This is a genomic window from Azospirillum sp. ST 5-10, assembly GCF_051225715.1.
Classification (GTDB): Bacteria; Pseudomonadota; Alphaproteobacteria; order Azospirillales; family Azospirillaceae; genus Azospirillum.
This window is the reverse complement of sequence record NZ_JBPJSP010000027.1, coordinates 1-16148: the sequence shown is the minus strand read 5'-3', so window position 1 is coordinate 16148 and position 16148 is coordinate 1. Positions and strand designations below refer to the sequence as shown.

Below are 16148 nucleotides of genomic sequence, written 5' to 3'. Positions count from 1 at the left end.
GGCACCTTGCCCCCGCCCTCCCGGCCGTCGGCCGGGTCCCTTCCCTCCTCCGCCTCCGGCGGCGGAGGGACCGGAGACGTCAGTTCGCGGCCTGCTGCTTCACCTGCGGGAACTGTTGCAGGTAGCGGGCGACGGTGTCGTACATCTTCTGCACCGCCGCCTGGCTTTCCTCGGCCGTGTACACCTTGTCGACGCAGGTGTAGGTGTCGGCGCAGAAGGCCTTCCACTCGTCGCTCTGCAGCACCTTGGCGAGGGCGCCGCGCAGCGTCTCCACGACCTCCGGCGGCGTGCCGGCCTTGACGACGATGGTGCGGAAGTTGGGCATGTCGCTGATGCTCATGCCCAGTTCCTTGGACGTCATGACGTCGGGGAAGGAGGGGTGGCGGGCGTCCTCGAACATCAGCAGCGGCCGCAGGCTGCCCGCCTTGACGAACTGCGCGACGTCGCCCGGCTCCTCGTAGATGGCGTCGGTGTGGGCGCCGACGGTGGAGGCGTAGCGCTCCGCCGGCTTGGCGAAGGGCACGTTCTTCATCGGGTAGCCCTGCGAGGCGAGGTAGCGCAGCGTGATGTCGTCCTGGGAGCCGTAGCCCGAAGTGGCGACCCGCAGCTTGTCCGGGTTGGCCTTGGCGTGGTCGAGCAGCTCCTTGGCGGTCTTGAACGGGCTGTCCTTGGGCACGAACAGCATGGAGGGCGAGTTCTGCATGAAGCCCACCACCTGGAAGTCCTTGGGCCGGGTGGTGCCGAGCCCGGTCGCCCACGACGACACGGTGATGGCGATCAGCACGCCGGCGGTGTAGCCGTCGGCCGGGTTGGTGGCGACGCGGGTCAGGCCGGCGTTGCCGGACGCCCCGGAGATGTTGGTGACCGGCACGGCGACGCCGAGGATCGGCTCGAGCAGGCGGGCCGCCTGGCGCGACATGGCGTCGGCGCCGCCGCCGGGCCCCCACGGCACGATCATGTCGACGGGACGCGAGGGATACTTGTCCTGGGCCAGGGCCGGCGCGGCGGCCATCACGGCGGCGGCGGCGAGACAGACGATGCGGGTTCTCATGGTGTTCTCCCAGTCGTGCGGTTTCGTCGTGCGGTTTGTCAGGCGTAGTCGGGCAGGATGCGCTCGCCGAACCGGCGCATGCCGTCGACCGGCGGCATGGGCTGGATGACGACGTGGTCGACCCCGGCCGCGATCCATTGGTCGAGCCGTTCGCGCACCCGTCCCTCGTCGCCCAGCAGGTTGGCGTCGAGCACGTCCTCGACGGTGGGCGGGACGGGGAAGCGGTGCTCCCGCTCCTTGGCGTACATGCGCGCCCAGCGCATCACCTCGTCCTCGCCGTCGCCGGAGAGGTAGACGGCCGACACCGCCACCTCGAGCGGCCGTTGCGCGCCGCGCCGGGTGCGCATCGGCGCCACCAGCCCGGCCACCTGGTCGGGCGCCTTGGAGTACATGAACCAGCAGTCGGCGAAGGCCTCGACGATCTCCTGGGTGCGCGGGGAATCGCCGGCGATCCAGAAGGGCGGCCACGGCGACTGCACCGGCTTGGGATTGCAGTAGGCCTCCTCGAAGCGGTAGAAGCGGCCGCGGTAGGTGGTGACCTCCTCGGTGAAGAGCTTCTGCATGACCTCCACCGCCTCGCGCATGCGGGCGTAGCGGTCGGCGGCGCTGCCCCACTCCAGCCCGTAGGCGCGCGCCTCCGCCTCGAACCAGCCGGAGCCGGGAGCGAGGATGACCCGGCCGCCGGTGACGTGGTCGAGGGTCGCGGCGATCTTCGCCGTCATGCCGGGGTGGCGCAGGTTGTTGTTGAGGGAATGGCCACCCAGGCGCACCCGCTTGGTGAGGGCGCCGATCGCGGTGATGGTGGTCCAGTGCTCCAGGATCGGCCGCGACCGGTCGAGATGGGCGTTCTCCACGTGGTCGGGGATCCACACGGAATCGTAGCCGAGATCCTCGGCGATCCGCGCCATCTCCAGGGCGTAGGCGAAGCCCGACGAGGCCGCCCCCATCTCGCCCTGCACCGTCAGGCGCACGCCGAACGTCAGCTTTCCAGCCATGACGCGTCTTCCTCCCTCGAGGCCCCCTTGAGGCCGTGGTTGGGTCCGGCCGCGCTTTCTTGTTGGTCTCGGCCGTCAGACGGCGCCGCGCAGGGGCGCCGTTTCCTCATCCGGATTCTCGGCGACCCGCCCGCGCGCCGGCGGCATGCCCGTCTCGAAGCGGAACCGGTAGCGGTCGCCGCGGAACACCGTGATCCCGTGCACCAGCGGCTCGCCGGCCGCCGTGTAGTAGGTGTGCTCGCGCTCCAGCAGCGGGCTGCCGCGCGGCACCTCGAGCAGCCGTGCCTCGCGCTCGCCGGCGGCCAGGCAGCCGACGGAGAAGTCGATGCGGTGCAGGCGCTTGCCCGTGATCTCCTGGACCAGCGCGTAGATCGGCCGCGCCTGCAGGGCCTGCAGCGCCAGCCGTGCGCCGACGGCGTCGGCGAGGTAGCGCAGCTCGATGCCGAGGGGGGCGCCGTCGAGCAGGCGGAGCCGTTCCAGCCGCCACGCCGGGGCCCCGTCGGCCAGGTCGAGGGCGGCCCGCACCCGCGCCGGCACGGCGACCGAGCGCCAGCTCAGCAGCCGCGGCTCGACCGCGAGCTGGCTCTCGATCATGTCCTCCTCGAAGGAGGCGGCCGTCAGGTTGTGTTCGACCGGGCGCGGCACGGTGAAGGTGCCGCGCCCCGGCACCCGCTCCACCAGCCCGTCGGCCGCCAGGGTCGCCATGGCCTGGCGCACCGTCAGCCGGCTCACCCTGAAGCGCCGCCCGCACTCCGCCTCGGTCGGCAGCCGCAGGGCGGCGGTGGCCGCCGTCGCCGCGATGGCGCCGGCCAGACGCTCCGCCAGCTGCCGGTGAAGCGGCGTCAGGCTGTGGGGGTCGAGATCGTCGAGACCGTCGAGGTCGATGGCGGACATGGTCCGCACTCCTCTATATGTCATGACAATCGGACTCTACGCCGGCTCTTGCGCCGCGTCAAGACGTTTTGTTCGTTAACGAGACTGTTCGTTCCGCTGAATGATCGGCCCGATCCGCCGCCGGCGCTCGGGACGGGTCACACCGCCTCCAGGATCTGCAGCGGACGGTCGGTGGGCGGCACCCAGGCGCGCTGGAAGATGGCCGGGGCGTCGCGGTAGGAGAAGCCCAGCAGCCGCCACTCGATTCCCATCGAGCCGCGGGTCACGTGGATCAGGTTGCACACCCGCGGCGGCAGCAGCGTGCAGCGCAGCCGCTGCTCCACCCGCAGGGTCGGCATGTTGAAGCGGGCGGCGAGGTAGTCGCGCAGCAGCACCCCGTCGAGCTCCTCCGGCGGCACCGCCGCCAGCCCGGCGACCCGGCCGGCCGGCAGGTGGAACTCGCTGTAGACCTCGAACTCGCCGCCGATCGCCAGCAGGCGCTTCAGGGTGACGAACCGCGATTCGCCGGCGAGGAAGTCGCTCCACGGCCCGCGCTCCTCGGTCTCCTCGATGGCCAGCACGCGGGAGAACACCGGCAGCAGGCGGTCGCCGCCCTCCGATAGGAAGCGGAAGTGGCGCAGAGCCTCCTCCGGCGCCCGGCCGGCGCCGACGAAGGTGCCGCGCCCGTGCCGGCGCACCACCACCCGGTCCTCGACGAGGAGCTGCAGCGCCTTCTGCACGGTGCCGAGGCTGACGCCGAGCGCGCGGGCCAGGTCCGCCTCCGAGGGAAGCTGGTCGCCCGGCTTCCATTCCCCCGCCTCGATGCGGGCGAGGATGTGGTTGGCGACCTGCCCGTACTTCGGCCCGCCCCCCTCCCCCGTGCGGCGCCGCCGCGGTGCCGCCGGCCCCTCGAAGGGAACCACCGCGTCGGTCCTCTGCCGTTCCATGCCCCGCTCCCGTCCGTCCCCCGCGTCCTCCAGTGTAGTCCGCGCGGCGGCGCCGGCAAACGATGGTTTGCCCAACGAATCTGTTGACAAAGTCCTCTATAGGACTAAGCTGGTCCGAGCGAACGACCTTCGGGGAGGACGAACGGTGCCGGACGCATCCCCAACCCTGCCGGAACTGACGGTCGCCGTGTGGCGCGGCGCCGACGACGGGGCGCTCCAGGAGTACCGGGTGCCCCACCACGCCAGCCAGACGGTGCTGGACGTGGTCACCTGGATCCAGCGCCACGCCGACCCGACTCTCAGCTACCGCTTCGCCTGCCGCGTCGGCATGTGCGGGAGCTGCGCCATGACGGTCAACGGGACGCCGCGCTGGACCTGCCGCACCCACGTGGCGCGCGTCCAGCGGGAGGGGCGGCTGGAGCTGCGCCCCTTGCGCAATCTGCCGGTGCTGAAGGACCTGGCGACCGACATGGCGCCGTTCTTCGACAAGTGGCGGGACGGCTACGGCCGCTTCGCCCCGCCGCCGGCCCCGGCCGAGGGCTTCCACCGCGTCGACCCCGACAGCCCGGCGCGCCGGGCGGCGTCGGCCGGGATCGAGTGCATCGGCTGCGCGGTGTGCTACGCCGCCTGCGACGTGGTGGCGTGGAACCCCGCCTATCTCGGCCCGGCGGCGCTCAACCGCGCCTGGACCCTGGTGAACGACGAGCGCGACGCCGATCGCGGCGGGCACCTCGCGGCGGCGGCGGCCGACGCCGGCTGCCACGCCTGCCACAGCCAGGGCAATTGCGCGCGCCACTGCCCGAGCGGCCTCAACCCCTCCCAGGCCATCGCCGGGCTGAAGCGCTCGGTCTTCACCGCCTATCTCCGGGGGGAGCTGTGAACGCCCGCCGGGAGCTGCGGCTCTACGCCTGGCAGCGCCTCAGCGCCATGGTGCTGGCGCCGCTGGTGCTGATCCACCTCGCCACCATCCTGGTGGCGGTGCGGGGCGGCCTGAGCGCCGACGAGATCCTCGCCCGCACCGAGGGCAGCCTGCTGTGGGGCGGCTTCTACGGCCTGTTCGTGGCGGCGGCGGCGGTGCACGGCGCCATCGGCCTGCGCGGCGTCGTCCGCGAATGGACGGGCTGGCGGGGCCGCGGCCTCGACGCCGCCGCCTTGGCCTTCGCCCTGCTGGTGCTGGCGCTCGGCGCCCGCGCCGTGGCGGCGGTGGTGTAGGGAGCTGGGAGATGACGGACGTGGTCGTGGCGGTCCCCCACCCAACCCTCCCCCACTGCGCGGGGGAGGGCTCTGTTCCTCCCCCCGCGCAGTGGGGGGAGGCTAGGAGGGGGGGCCGACGCGACCACGCGTCCGGCCTGCCGTTGGAGTTCTGCCCATGACCATCCGCACCATCGCCGCGCCGCGCAACCACCCGGCCTACTGGGCCTTCCTGGCGCACCGGCTGTCCGGTCTCGGCCTCGCGCTCTTCCTGCCCCTGCACCTCCTCGTGCTGGGCCTTGCCGTCGAGCGCGCGGCGCTCGACGGCTTTCTCTCCTGGACCGCGCGGCCCGCGGTGAAGCTGGCGGAGAGCCTGCTGGTGGTCCTGCTGACGGTGCACCTCGCCGGCGGGCTGCGCATCCTGGCGCTCGAACTGCTGCCGTGGAGCGACGCCCAGAAGACGCGCATCGCGCTCGCCTTCGCGGCCGCCGTGGCGGCGGGGCTCCTGTTCCTCCTGCTGGCGTGAGGCGGCCATGACCGAGATCGAGCGGCTCGACACCGACATCCTCATCCTCGGCTCGGGCGGCGCCGGCCTGTTCGCGGCGCTCCACGCCCACAAGGCGGCGCCCGACGCCCGCATCACCGTCGCGGTCAAGGGGCTGCTCGGCAAGTGCGGCTGCACCCGCATGGTGCAGGGCGGCTACAACGTGGCGCTCGACCCGCGGGACTCGCTGGAGCGCCACTTCATGGACACCATCGAGGGCGGCAAGTGGCTGAACCACCAGGAGCTCGCCTGGCGGCTGGTCACCGGGGCGGTGGAGCGCATCCGCGAGCTGGAGAACGAGCTCGGCTGCTTCTTCGACCGCAACCCCGACGGCTCCCTGCACCAGAAGGCGTTCGCCGGCCAGACCTTCGACCGCACCGTCCACAAGGGCAGCCTGACCGGCATCGAGATCATCAACCGCCTGGCCGAGCAGGTGTGGGCGCGCGGCATCGCCCGGCTGGAGGAGCACCGCGCCGTCGCCCTCATCCCCGCGCGCGCCGGCGACCGCCTCGCCGGGGTGCTGCTGGTCGACCTGCGCTCCGGCGCCTTCCGGCTGGTCCGGGCCGCCGCCGTGCTGCTGGCGACCGGCGGCGGGCCCACCATGTACCGCTACCACACGCCGTCCGGCGACAAGACCTGCGACGGCATGGCGATGGCGCTGCGCGCCGGCCTCACCCTGCGCGACATGGAGCTGGTGCAGTTCCACCCCACCGGCCTGGTGGCGGGCGCCCACACCCGCATCACCGGCACCATCATCGAGGAGGGGCTGCGCGGCGCCGGCGGCCACCTGCTGGACGGGGCGGGCGAGCGCTTCATGCACAAGCACGACCCGCGCGGCGAGCGCGCCACCCGCGACATCGTCAGCCGCGGCATGTACGAGGAGATGCGCAAGGGGCGGACCGGCCCGAACGGCGGCCTCTACATCACCATGCGCCACCTCGACCCGGCCATGGTGCGGCGCGAGTTCAAGGGCATGGTCGACCGCTGCCGCGACGTCGGCTTCGACCTCGTCTCCGGCCTCGTCGAGGTGACGCCGACCGCCCACTACATGATGGGCGGCGTGGTGTTCGAGCCGGACACCCGCACCGCCCTGCCCGGCCTGTTCGCCGCCGGCGAGGACACCGGCGGGGTGCACGGCGCCAACCGGCTGGGCGGCAACGGCGTCGCCAACTCCACCGTGTTCGGCGGGATCGCCGGCGACGTCATGGGCGCCTGGGTGCGCGACGAGCGGCCCGGCCTCGCCGAGCCCGACGGCGCCGCGGTCGACGCGGCGGTGGCGCGCTGCCTGCTGCCCTTCCGCCGGCCGGCCGGCGACCTCAACGCCCTGCGCGAGCGCCTGCTCGACCTGATGTGGGACGACGTCGGCATCGTCCGCGACCGCACCGGCCTGACCCGCGCGCTGGGCGCGCTCGACGGGCTGGAGGAGGAGCTGCAGGCCACCGGCGTGCCCGACGTCGGCCGCACCTTCAATCTCACCTGGCACGACTGGCTCAACCTGTCGAGCCAGATCCTGGTCAGCAAGGCGGTCGCCGTCTCCGCGCTGGCGCGGGAGGATTCCCGCGGCGCCCACTTCCGCGCCGACTTCCCCGGGACCGGCGACCTCGCGACCTCGGCCAACGTCTGCGTGCGGCTGGAGGGCGGCCGGCTGGCGGTCGAGCAGCGCCCGGTCGCCTTCACCCGCGTCCGCCCCGGCGAGACGCTGCTGACCGAAGCCCACGCCGCGGAGTGACCGGCCATGACCCGAGCGATCCCTGCACAGATGATCGAGGAGGTGGCGCAGGAGCTGATGCGCCGCGCCGCCATCGACATCCCCGACGACTACCGCGCCGGCATCCGCACCATGCTGGAGGCGGAGGAGAACGAGCTCAGCCGCTTCGTGCTGCAGGCCATGCTGGAGAACTGGGAGGTGGCCGAGCAGGACCGCCGCGCCATGTGCGCCGACACCGGCCTGCCGCGCTACTACGTCAAGTGCGGCAACGAGGCGGCGGTGGAGGGCGGCTTCGTGGCGCTGGAGCGCGCGCTGCGCCGCGCCACCGCCCAGGCCACCCGCGCCATCCCGTTGCGCCCCAACCGGGTGCATCCGCTGAGCCGCGCCGACCACAACAACAACGTCGGCATCCTCGCCCCGGAGATCGAGTACAGCTTCGAGCCCGGCGGCGACTGGATCGACGTCACCACCGTGCACAAGGGGGGGCTGTTCGGCACCGACTACCGCATGCTGTTCCCCGGCGACGGGCTGGACGGCATCAAGCGCTTCTTCCTCGACACCATGATGCAGTTCGGCCGGCGCGGGCTGGCCTGCCAGCCCGCCATCGTCGGCATCGGGCTGGGCGGCAGCAAGGACACCTGCATGGCCATCGGCAAGCAGGCCGCCTGCCTGCGCACCGTCGGCGACCGCAACCCGGATCCCGAGATCGCCCGGCTCGAGCTGGAGCTGAAGGAGCTCGGCAACGCCATCGGCATGGGGCCCATGGGGTTCGTCGGCCGTTCCATGGTCGTCGACTGCCACATCGAGGCGGCCTACACCCACACCGGCGGCATGCCCATGAGCGTGCACACCTTCTGCCTGTCGTCGCGGCGCGCCGTGGCGCGCCTCCATCCCGACGGGACGGTCGCGTTCCGCACCGACCCCCGCTGGTTCACCCCCCACCACCGCCGGGAGGGCGTGGAATGAAGGAGGTCCGCCTCAAGGTCCCGGTCACCGCCGAGGATCTCGCCGGGCTGGAGCTCGGCACCGTCGTCCATCTCGACGGCGTCATCTACACCGGCCGCGAGGGGCTCTACAAACGCATCCTCGACGACGGCGTGCCGCCGCCGGTCGAGCTGGCGTCGGTGTCGAACGTCAACTTCCACTGCTCCCCCGCCGCCGCGGTCGGCGACGACGGGTCGTACCGGGTGGGGGCGGTCACCGCCACCGCCAGCTTCCGCTTCGCCAAGTGGCTGGGCCGCTGGTTCCCGCAGTCGGGCTGCAAGGTCATCATCGGCAAGGGCGGCATGACGGAGGAGGACTACCGCACGCACTTCGTGCCCAACGGTGCGGTCTACCTGACCACCGTCGGCTACGGCACCGGCGCCCTGCTGGGGCGCGGCATCAAGCGGGTGCGCGACGTCTTCTGGCTGGACGAGCTCGGCATCGCCCAGGCCATGTGGGTGTTCGAGGTGGAGCGCCTCGGCCCCTTCCTGGTGGAGAGCGACCTCCAGGGCAACGGCCTGTTCGACCGCGCCACGCGGGAGATCAACACCCGCGTCGACGGCCTCTACGCCGGCCTGAAGCCGCCGGCGCTGAGCCGCTACGGCGAGACGACGCGGCGGACGGACGACGTGATCTGAAGCGTGCTAGGCTGATGCGTGCGACGTGGCGTCGTCGCACCCCCACCCAACCCTCCCCCACTGCGCGGGGGAGGGCCATCACCTCCCCCCGCGCAGTGGGGGAGGCCGGGAGGGGGGGCCGACGCGACCACCCGCTCAGAAGAATCAATGCACAGGGAGGAGTCATGACCCGCATCATCCCGCACCACGTCCAGGGCCGCGCCCACGAGGGCGACGGCGAGCGCTTCGGCGACGTCTTCAACCCGGCGACCGGCGAGCGCACCGCCCGCGTCCCCTTCGCCGACGCCCGCGAGATCGACCGGGTGGTCGCCGCGGCGGCGGCCGCGTTCCCGGGCTGGGCCGCCACCCCGCCGGCGCGCCGGGCGCGGGTCATGTTCCGCTTCCGCGAGCTGGTCGAGGCGCACCTGGACGAGCTGGCCGCCCTGGTGACCGCCGAGCACGGCAAGGTGCTGAGCGACGCCAAGGGTTCGGTCACCCGCGGCCTGGAGGTGGTGGAGTTCGCCTGCGGCATCCCGCAGCTCCTCAAGGGGGAGTTCAGCGAGAACGTCGGCACCGGCATCGACAGCTTCGGCGTGCGCCAGCCGCTCGGCGTGTGCGTCGGCATCACGCCCTTCAACTTCCCGGCCATGGTGCCGATGTGGATGTTCCCGGTGGCGCTGGCCTGCGGCAACAGCTTCATCCTCAAGCCCTCGGAGAAGGACCCGTCCACCGCGGTGCGCCTCGCCGAGCTGCTGAGCGAGGCCGGCCTGCCCGACGGCGTCTTCAACGTCGTCCACGGCGACCGCGAGGCGGTGGAGGCGCTGCTCGCCCATCCCACCGTGCAGGCCGTCAGCTTCGTCGGCTCCACCCCGATCGCCCGCCACGTCTACACCACGGCCACGGCCACCGGAAAGCGGGTGCAGGCGCTGGGCGGGGCCAAGAACCACCTGGTCGTCATGCCCGACGCCGACCTCGACCAGACGGTCGACGCCCTGATGGGCGCCGCCTACGGCTCGGCCGGCGAGCGCTGCATGGCGGTCTCGGTGGCGGTGGCCGTCGGCGACACCGGCGACCGGCTGGTGGCGGCGCTGAAGCCGAAGGTGGAGAACCTGAAGGTGCTTCCCGGCACCGACCCGCAGGCGGAGATGGGGGCGCTGGTGACCGCCGAGCACCTCGCCCGCGTGCGCGGCTACGTCGACGCCGGGGTGGCGGAGGGCGCCGAGCTGGTGGTCGACGGCCGGTCCTTGAGCATCCAGGGCTACGAGAACGGCTACTTCATCGGCGGCTGCCTGTTCGACCGGGTGACGCCGGAGATGCGCATCTACCAGGAGGAGATCTTCGGCCCGGTGCTGTCGGTGGTGCGCGCTGGCACCTACGAGGACGCGGTCGACCTCGTCAACCGCCACGCCTTCGGCAACGGCACGGCGATCTTCACCCGCGACGGCGACACGGCGCGCGATTTCGTGTCGCGCGTCCAGATCGGCATGGTCGGCGTCAACGTCGCCATCCCGGTGCCGCTCGCCTTCCACAGCTTCGGCGGCTGGAAGCAGTCGCTGTTCGGCGACCACCACGTCCACGGGCCGGAGGGGGTGCGCTTCTACACCCGCCTCAAGACCGTGACGTCGCGCTGGCCCACCGGCATCCGCGCCGGCGCCGACTTCGTCATGCCGGTGATGCGGTAGGGCGCCGGCCCGGCTGCCCCCACCCCCTCCCTCCCCTGCGCGGCGGGGGAAGGAGGGGGAAGGAGGCGTGTCAGCCGGACCACGCCATCCCGCCGAGCTTGTGCGGGTTCACCATCAGGTAGAGCTGCCCGATCCGCCCGTCCTCCTCGTCGAAGCCCAGCACGCCGTGACTCCGCCCGCGGATGCGCACGGCGAAGCCGGGGGCGCCGTTGATCCGCAGCGCGGCCGGCTCCAGGGCGAGGCCGCTCTTGCGGCGCAGGCCGACGAAGAAGCGGGCGATGCGGTCGGCGCCGCGGATCGGGTTGCGGGCGCTGCGCACCACGCCGCCGCCGTCGGACAGCAGCACCGCGTCCTCGGCCAGCAGGGCGGCGAGCCGCGCGTGGTCGCCGGCGGTGCTGGCCTCGCGGAAGGCGTCGGCGAGCCGGCGCGCCGCGCCCGCGTCGGCGGCGTAGCGCGGCGGGCCGGCCAGCGCCTCGCGGGCGCGCCGCATGGTCTGCCGGCAGGCCTCGGCCGAGCGGCCGACCACGCCGGCGATGGACGCGTAGTCCAGCTCCATCGCCTCGCGCAGGACGTAGACGGCGCGCTGCTCCGGCGTCAGCCGCTCCAGCAGGGTGAGCAGCGCCAGCGGCACCGAGCCGGCCGGCTCGTCCGGCGCGTCGTCGGGCGCCACCGCCGGCTCCGGCAGCCACGTCCCGACATAGGTCTCGCGGCGCGCCTGGGCCGCCCGCAGGCGGTCGAGCGCCAGGCGCGCCGTCACCGTGGCGAGGAAGCCGCCCGGCGCGGCGACCGTCGCCGGATCCACGGCGATCCAGCGCAGCCAGGCGTCCTGCACCACGTCGTCGGCGTCGCTGAGCGAGCCCAGCATGCGGTAGGCGAGCGCCCGCAGCCGCGGGCGCTCGGCGACGAAGAGGTCCAGGGCCCGGGCGGGCGCCGGTTCCGCCGCGGCCTGCCTCATGCCGCCGCCGCGACGGTCTCGCGGTGGCGGGCGAGGCCGACCCGGTTCCAGGCGTTGATCGCCGCCACCGCCATGGTCACCGCCGCCGCCCCGGCCTTGTCGAAGCGCGCCGTCAACGCGGCGTGGAGGTCGTCGAGGCGGTCCTTCTCGCCGCGGGTCAGCGCCTCGGCCCAGGCCAGGGCGGCGCGCTCGGCGTCGTCGAACAGCGGCGAGTCCGGCCAATGGGCCAGGGCCTCCAGCCGTTCCCGGCGCTCGCCGCCCGTGAGCGCCCAGTCCGTGTGCAGGCCGATGCAGTAGGAGCAGCCGTTGATCTGCGACACCCGCAGGTCGATCAGGTGCTTGAGCGCCGGCGGCAGCGCCGAGCGGCCGAGCGTCTGGGTGACGCCGCGCAGGGCGGCGTAGAGCTCGGGGGCGTCGGCCTCGATGTCGATGCGGAGATCCATGGTGCGGTTCCCTTGTCCTGGGGTGAACGACGCCTCCAGGACGGCGCCGCCGTGCCGGGCGTGACGCATGGCAGCCATGCGCCCTCCCCCGCCGCCGGTCAGCCCGCCAGCGCCGTGTCGAGCCAGTCGTAGACCACCGCGGCCGACAGCGGCAGGTTGCCGATCTGGCAATGCCCCTCGGCCCCGCTCGCCACGTCGAAGACGACCGGCGTCACCGGCCCGCCGGCGCCCGCGCGGAAGGCCTCGAACTGGCGCCGCGGCTCCGGCCCCTCGCCCTCCCCCACCAGGATCAGCGAGGGGCAGCGGATGGCGCCGAGGTCGCCCGGCTCCAGGCGGAAGGCGCGCAGCCGCTCGATGAACGCCTTCACGTGCGGCACGGCGAAGCGGAAGCAGACGGTGCGGATGCCCTGCTTGGCGGCGGGCGGCAGCGCCTCGTCGGGGATGGCGTCGCAATCCTCCGGCCCGATCTCCTCGGGCTCGGCCACCAGGGCCGGCGGCAGGAAGCCGGCGAAATAGGCGAAGAGGTCGGGGATCGGCGAGTTGAGGACGAGCGCCCGGATGCGGCGGTCACGGGCGGCGGCGCGCGCGGCGAAATAGCCGCCGAAGCTGATGCCGTAGAGGGCGATCCGCTCCCCGTCCACCTCCGGCCGGGTCAGCGCATGATCGAGGGCGGCGCCGATCGGCACCTCGAAATCGGGGCGGAAGCCGACGGCGGGATGGTCGCGCAGGCAGCCGGTCTGGCCCGGCCCCTCGACGATGAGCACGGTCCAGCCGCGCGCCAGCCCCTCGGCGGCGGCCTGGAAATAGAGCTCCTCGCCGCTGGAATCGAAGCCGCCGACCAGCACCAGGGTGCGCCCAGGTCCCGCCGCGTCGCGCGGGCGCAGCAGATAGCCCGGCAGGTCGATCCCGCCGCAGGGGATGCCCACCACCTCCGCCCGGTGGTCGAGCAGCGGCAGCGCCGCCCGGAAGGCGTCGCGCGAGGCCAGCCCCAGCGCCCGGTGCCGCGGTGCGAAGGGGTTGGCGTAGTACTCGGCGGCGCGCAGATACATGGAGGCGCGCAGCAGGTCGCCGCGGGCGGTCGCGCGCCGTCCCTGGGCCAGCGCCGCGCGGCCGCGCGCCGCCACCCGTTCGCCCAGCGCCGCGAAGGATTCGACCCAGGCGGGCACCCCGCCCGCGTCGATGGCCGGGCGCAGCGCCAGCACCTCGCCCAGCGCCGCCCCGCCGGTCGCCATGACGGCCAGGCTGCGGACGAACTGGAACTCCAGTTCGGGATCGGCGAGCCCGCCCAGGCGGAGGGACATGCGCGACGCTTCTCCCACGGCGGACCTCCCGGTTGTCGACCGGTCCGCATCCTAGCCCAGCGCGCCGCCGCCGTCACGCCGCGGCTGCCCATGGATCGGACACGGCGACGCTGCCGGGCGGGGAGCATGGCCCCCCGCCCGGCCCCACGCGCGTCACTCCGCGGCCTGCCCCTGCGGGCGCTGGCTCGACAGCGGCTTGCGCATGCCGCCCAGCACGTCGGCGGCCGTCGCCTTGTGGTTCCGGACCGAGCTGGTCCACTGGCCCCACACGGTCGGGTCGATCGTATCGCCGTTGCTGCCGAGATTTTGCAGGCGCTTCTGCTCGGCGTCGGTGAGCACCTGCTTGGGCAGCGGCGGCAGGTGGCGCACGTCGTCGGCGCTCATGCCGAGCCTCTCTCCGACCCGCTTGCCGTAGTCGTCGTGCACCATGAAGAGGTGCCACAGCATGCGCTCCTGCACGTCGCGTTCGCACTGGCCGAGCAGGGTGCCCATGTTGAGGACGAGGTCGTCGCGCTCCCAGTCCATCATGGTGCAGTAGCGCCCGCGCGCCTGGGCGTAGTCGTTGCGGCGCTCCAGCACGGCGCGGACGAGGCGGCCGCGGACCTCCGGCGGGTTGTTCGGTTCCTCGTGGGGCGCCTCGCGCAGGCCGTCGTGGATCGAGGGCTCGTAGTTCACGTGCGGGTTCTGCCCCGGCGCCAGGTCGCGGTGATAGGACATCTGGCCGCCGATCTGGTTGGTCGCCACCCGCGCGTTCTTCGGCTGGTTCACCGGAAGCTGCAGGTAGTTGGGGCCGACCCGGTAGCGCTGCGTGTCGGAGTAGGAGAAGGTGCGTCCGACCAGCATCTTGTCGTCGGAGAAGTCGAGCCCCTCCACCAGCACGCCGGTGCCCATGGCGATCTGCTCGTTCTCGTTGAAGTGGTCCTCGACGTTGCGGTTCAAGGTCATGACGCCGACGTGGCGCAGCGGGAAGTCCTTCTCAGGCCAGATCTTGGTGTCGTCCAGCGGGTCCCAGTCCAGCTCCGGGTGGTCGTGGTCCTCCATGATCTGGACGTAGAGGTCCCACTGCGGGTGGTCGCCCCGCTCGATCGCCTCGTAGAGGTCCTTGGACGCCGAGCCGAGGTCCTGGCCCTGCACCTTGGCCGCCTCCTCGGCGGTCAGGCTGGCGACGCCGCAGCGGGGGTGGAAGTGGTACTTGACCAGCACCGTGTCGCCCTTGGCGTTCACCATCTTGTAGGTGTTGACGCCGAATCCCTCCATGTGCCGGTAGCTGGCGGGAATCCCGCGCGGGCTGAACAGGTGCGTCAGCATGTGCATGGATTCCGGCGTCTGGCTCATGAAGTCGAAGATGCGGTTCGGCTCCTGCCGGAAGGTGATCGGGTCGGGCTTCAGGGAGTGGATGACGTCGGGGAACTTGATGGCGTCGCGGATGAAGAAGATCGCCAGGTTGTTCCCCACGAGGTCCCAGTTGCCGTCCTCGGTGTAGAACTTCACGGCGAAGCCGCGGGGGTCGCGCGCGACCTCGGAGGAGTCGCGGCCGCCGATGACGGTGGAGAAGCGGATCGCCAGCGGCGTCTTCTTGCCCGCGGTCTGGAACAGCTTGGCGCGGGTGTACGTCGCGGCCGGCTCGTCGCCGATCTTGCCCGTCGCCTCGAACTCGCCGTAGCAGACGAAGCCGCGGGCGTGCACCACGCGCTCGGGGATGCGCTCGCGGTCGAAGTGGCTGATCTTCTCCAGGAACTGGTAGTTCTCCAGGGTCGCCGGGCCGCGCGGGCCGACGGTGCGCTGCGACTGGTTGTTGGCGACCGGGTGACCCTGGCGGTTGGTCAGGACGCGGTCCGACGGGGTCGGCTTCTGTTCCATCGTTCTCTCCCTTTGGATTGTCCTTTGGAGTGATCGTCGCCGCCGGGCGTGGCGCGCGGTCCGCCCCCCTTGCGGACACCGGGCGGCAGCGGCGGCCGTCACCGGGCGCTGGCCGTTCGGACGGGCCATGATCAGGATCTAGAATAATTCCAATCACCGGGAGTCAAGGAAGGCCCCGCCGCCCTACCCGGAATCGCGCGGCTCTATGCCGAAGGGCGAGGCGGGCGGCGTGCCCGCGGTCATCGCATCCGCCGCAGCCGGACCAGCACCCGCCGCACCCGCGTGCGGACGCGGGCGGCGGCGCGGGCGGCGAGGCGCCAGGGCGGCAGGGCGCGCAGCCACGCCAGCCATCCCGTCACCGCGGCGTAGCACCGCGCGAACCATGGAATGGTCAGCAGCTTGCCGCGGTTCGCCCGGAACAGGCGCTCCACCGTCGCGATCTTGAGCGCCTCCGCGGCGACCACGACGACCGCGCCGGCGACGGCATGCCCGTCGGCGACGAGGTACAGGCCGAGCGGCTTCGCCGGTTCGAGGATCGCCAGCGGCGCCAGGATCACCGCGAGCGTCGCGTAGGGGCCGAGCGCCGCCACCCGGCGCTGCACGCGCACCACCACCGGCTGGCGGCCGAGCCAGGCCAGGGCCGGCCGCAGCGCCGCCAGCGCCACCGCGTCGACGAGGAAGTAGAGGACCGCGACGACGCTGGCGAGGGGCCGCAGCAGCCGCCACCATCGGCGCGCCGCGGCCGGCCGCCGCGCGGCGGGCGACGCCGCCCGTCCACGGCGCGCCGGAAGAGGGTTCGGCATCGCCACCTTCGTATCCCCGGGAACCGCACCGTTCCAACATGGCAGGACAGGCACCCGTCGCCAAATGCGGTCCCTGCACGCCACCCCGGCGCCCCGGCGCCCCGGGGCGGACGCCGCCTTGTATGACTTCCACTCATCGGGCGACCTCCTGATAGGATGGTTGGCCTGAAGGCCGGGAGAGGGTCGCCGCGTTC

General features: G+C 72.9%; 16 protein-coding genes. 7 read left to right on the top strand and 9 right to left on the bottom strand.

Translation table 11 applies throughout. The annotated features are described in order from the left end of the window. Positions 1 to 79: 79 nt before the first annotated feature. The 4 genes from ACSBPG_RS24060 to ACSBPG_RS24045 all read right to left on the bottom strand — a co-directional run bounded on the left by ACSBPG_RS24060 (position 80) and on the right by ACSBPG_RS24045 (position 3866). Positions 80 to 1051 (bottom strand): tripartite tricarboxylate transporter substrate binding protein, encoded by a 972-nt coding sequence (locus tag ACSBPG_RS24060; protein WP_435539769.1) that lies wholly within the window; start codon positions 1049 to 1051, stop codon positions 80 to 82. A 38-nt stretch (positions 1052 to 1089) separates the two neighbouring features. Then, entirely contained in the window at positions 1090 to 2046 is a 957-nt protein-coding gene (locus tag ACSBPG_RS24055) for an LLM class flavin-dependent oxidoreductase (RefSeq protein WP_435539768.1), read from the bottom strand. A 75-nt stretch (positions 2047 to 2121) separates the two neighbouring features. Then, the gene (locus ACSBPG_RS24050; protein ID WP_435539767.1) at positions 2122 to 2940 is read right to left on the bottom strand and encodes a GntR family transcriptional regulator; all 819 of its coding nucleotides are present in this window, start codon (positions 2938 to 2940) and stop codon (positions 2122 to 2124) included. 137 nt (positions 2941 to 3077) lie between these two features. Next, positions 3078 to 3866: a GntR family transcriptional regulator gene (locus tag ACSBPG_RS24045; protein WP_435539766.1), complete on the bottom strand. Its 789-nt coding sequence runs from the start codon at positions 3864 to 3866 to the stop codon at positions 3078 to 3080. 145 nt (positions 3867 to 4011) lie between these two features. Here ACSBPG_RS24045 and ACSBPG_RS24040 point away from each other — a divergent pair, with 145 nt between their 5' ends. From ACSBPG_RS24040 to ACSBPG_RS24010, 7 genes are all read left to right on the top strand, one after another. Further along, positions 4012 to 4746, top strand: coding sequence for a succinate dehydrogenase/fumarate reductase iron-sulfur subunit (locus tag ACSBPG_RS24040; protein ID WP_435539765.1), 735 nt, complete (start codon positions 4012 to 4014; stop codon positions 4744 to 4746). Beyond that, complete coding sequence (locus ACSBPG_RS24035; protein ID WP_435539764.1) at positions 4743 to 5078, top strand: hypothetical protein; 336 nt, start codon at positions 4743 to 4745, stop codon at positions 5076 to 5078. The genes ACSBPG_RS24040 and ACSBPG_RS24035 overlap by 4 nt, the downstream gene beginning before the upstream one ends. A gap of 157 nt (positions 5079 to 5235) precedes the next feature. After that, on the top strand, positions 5236 to 5583 hold the full coding sequence (locus ACSBPG_RS24030) for a hypothetical protein (protein WP_435539763.1): 348 nt from the start codon (positions 5236 to 5238) through the stop codon (positions 5581 to 5583). A gap of 7 nt (positions 5584 to 5590) precedes the next feature. Next, the gene (locus ACSBPG_RS24025) at positions 5591 to 7330 is read left to right on the top strand and encodes an L-aspartate oxidase (RefSeq protein ID WP_435539762.1); all 1740 of its coding nucleotides are present in this window, start codon (positions 5591 to 5593) and stop codon (positions 7328 to 7330) included. Between the two features lie 6 nt (positions 7331 to 7336). Continuing rightward, complete coding sequence (locus tag ACSBPG_RS24020) at positions 7337 to 8275, top strand: fumarate hydratase (protein WP_435539761.1); 939 nt, start codon at positions 7337 to 7339, stop codon at positions 8273 to 8275. Next, positions 8272 to 8931, top strand: a complete 660-nt coding sequence (locus ACSBPG_RS24015) for a fumarate hydratase C-terminal domain-containing protein (RefSeq protein WP_435539760.1) — start codon at positions 8272 to 8274, stop codon at positions 8929 to 8931. Before ACSBPG_RS24020 ends, ACSBPG_RS24015 begins: the two co-directional genes overlap by 4 nt. Before the next feature lie 164 nt (positions 8932 to 9095). Continuing rightward, a complete protein-coding gene (locus tag ACSBPG_RS24010; protein WP_435539759.1) occupies positions 9096 to 10592 on the top strand; it encodes a CoA-acylating methylmalonate-semialdehyde dehydrogenase in 1497 nt (498 codons plus the stop codon). Positions 10593 to 10662: 70 nt separating this feature from the next. On the opposite strand, the gene sigJ is transcribed toward ACSBPG_RS24010, so the two are convergent. From sigJ to ACSBPG_RS23985, 5 genes are all read right to left on the bottom strand, one after another. Continuing rightward, on the bottom strand, positions 10663 to 11547 hold the full coding sequence (sigJ, locus tag ACSBPG_RS24005) for an RNA polymerase sigma factor SigJ (RefSeq protein ID WP_435539758.1): 885 nt from the start codon (positions 11545 to 11547) through the stop codon (positions 10663 to 10665). Further along, the gene (locus ACSBPG_RS24000) at positions 11544 to 12068 is read right to left on the bottom strand and encodes a carboxymuconolactone decarboxylase family protein (protein ID WP_435539757.1); all 525 of its coding nucleotides are present in this window, start codon (positions 12066 to 12068) and stop codon (positions 11544 to 11546) included. Before ACSBPG_RS24000 ends, sigJ begins: the two co-directional genes overlap by 4 nt. Before the next feature lie 20 nt (positions 12069 to 12088). Next, positions 12089 to 13291 carry an alpha/beta hydrolase family protein gene (locus ACSBPG_RS23995; protein ID WP_435539756.1) on the bottom strand — a complete coding sequence of 401 codons (1203 nt, stop codon included), beginning with the start codon at positions 13289 to 13291 and terminating at the stop codon, positions 12089 to 12091. Between the two features lie 153 nt (positions 13292 to 13444). Continuing rightward, positions 13445 to 15151 carry a catalase gene (locus tag ACSBPG_RS23990; RefSeq protein WP_435539755.1) on the bottom strand — a complete coding sequence of 569 codons (1707 nt, stop codon included), beginning with the start codon at positions 15149 to 15151 and terminating at the stop codon, positions 13445 to 13447. A 239-nt stretch (positions 15152 to 15390) separates the two neighbouring features. Then, a complete protein-coding gene (locus ACSBPG_RS23985; protein ID WP_435539754.1) occupies positions 15391 to 15954 on the bottom strand; it encodes a hypothetical protein in 564 nt (187 codons plus the stop codon). Between the last annotated feature and the right edge of the window lie 194 nt (positions 15955 to 16148).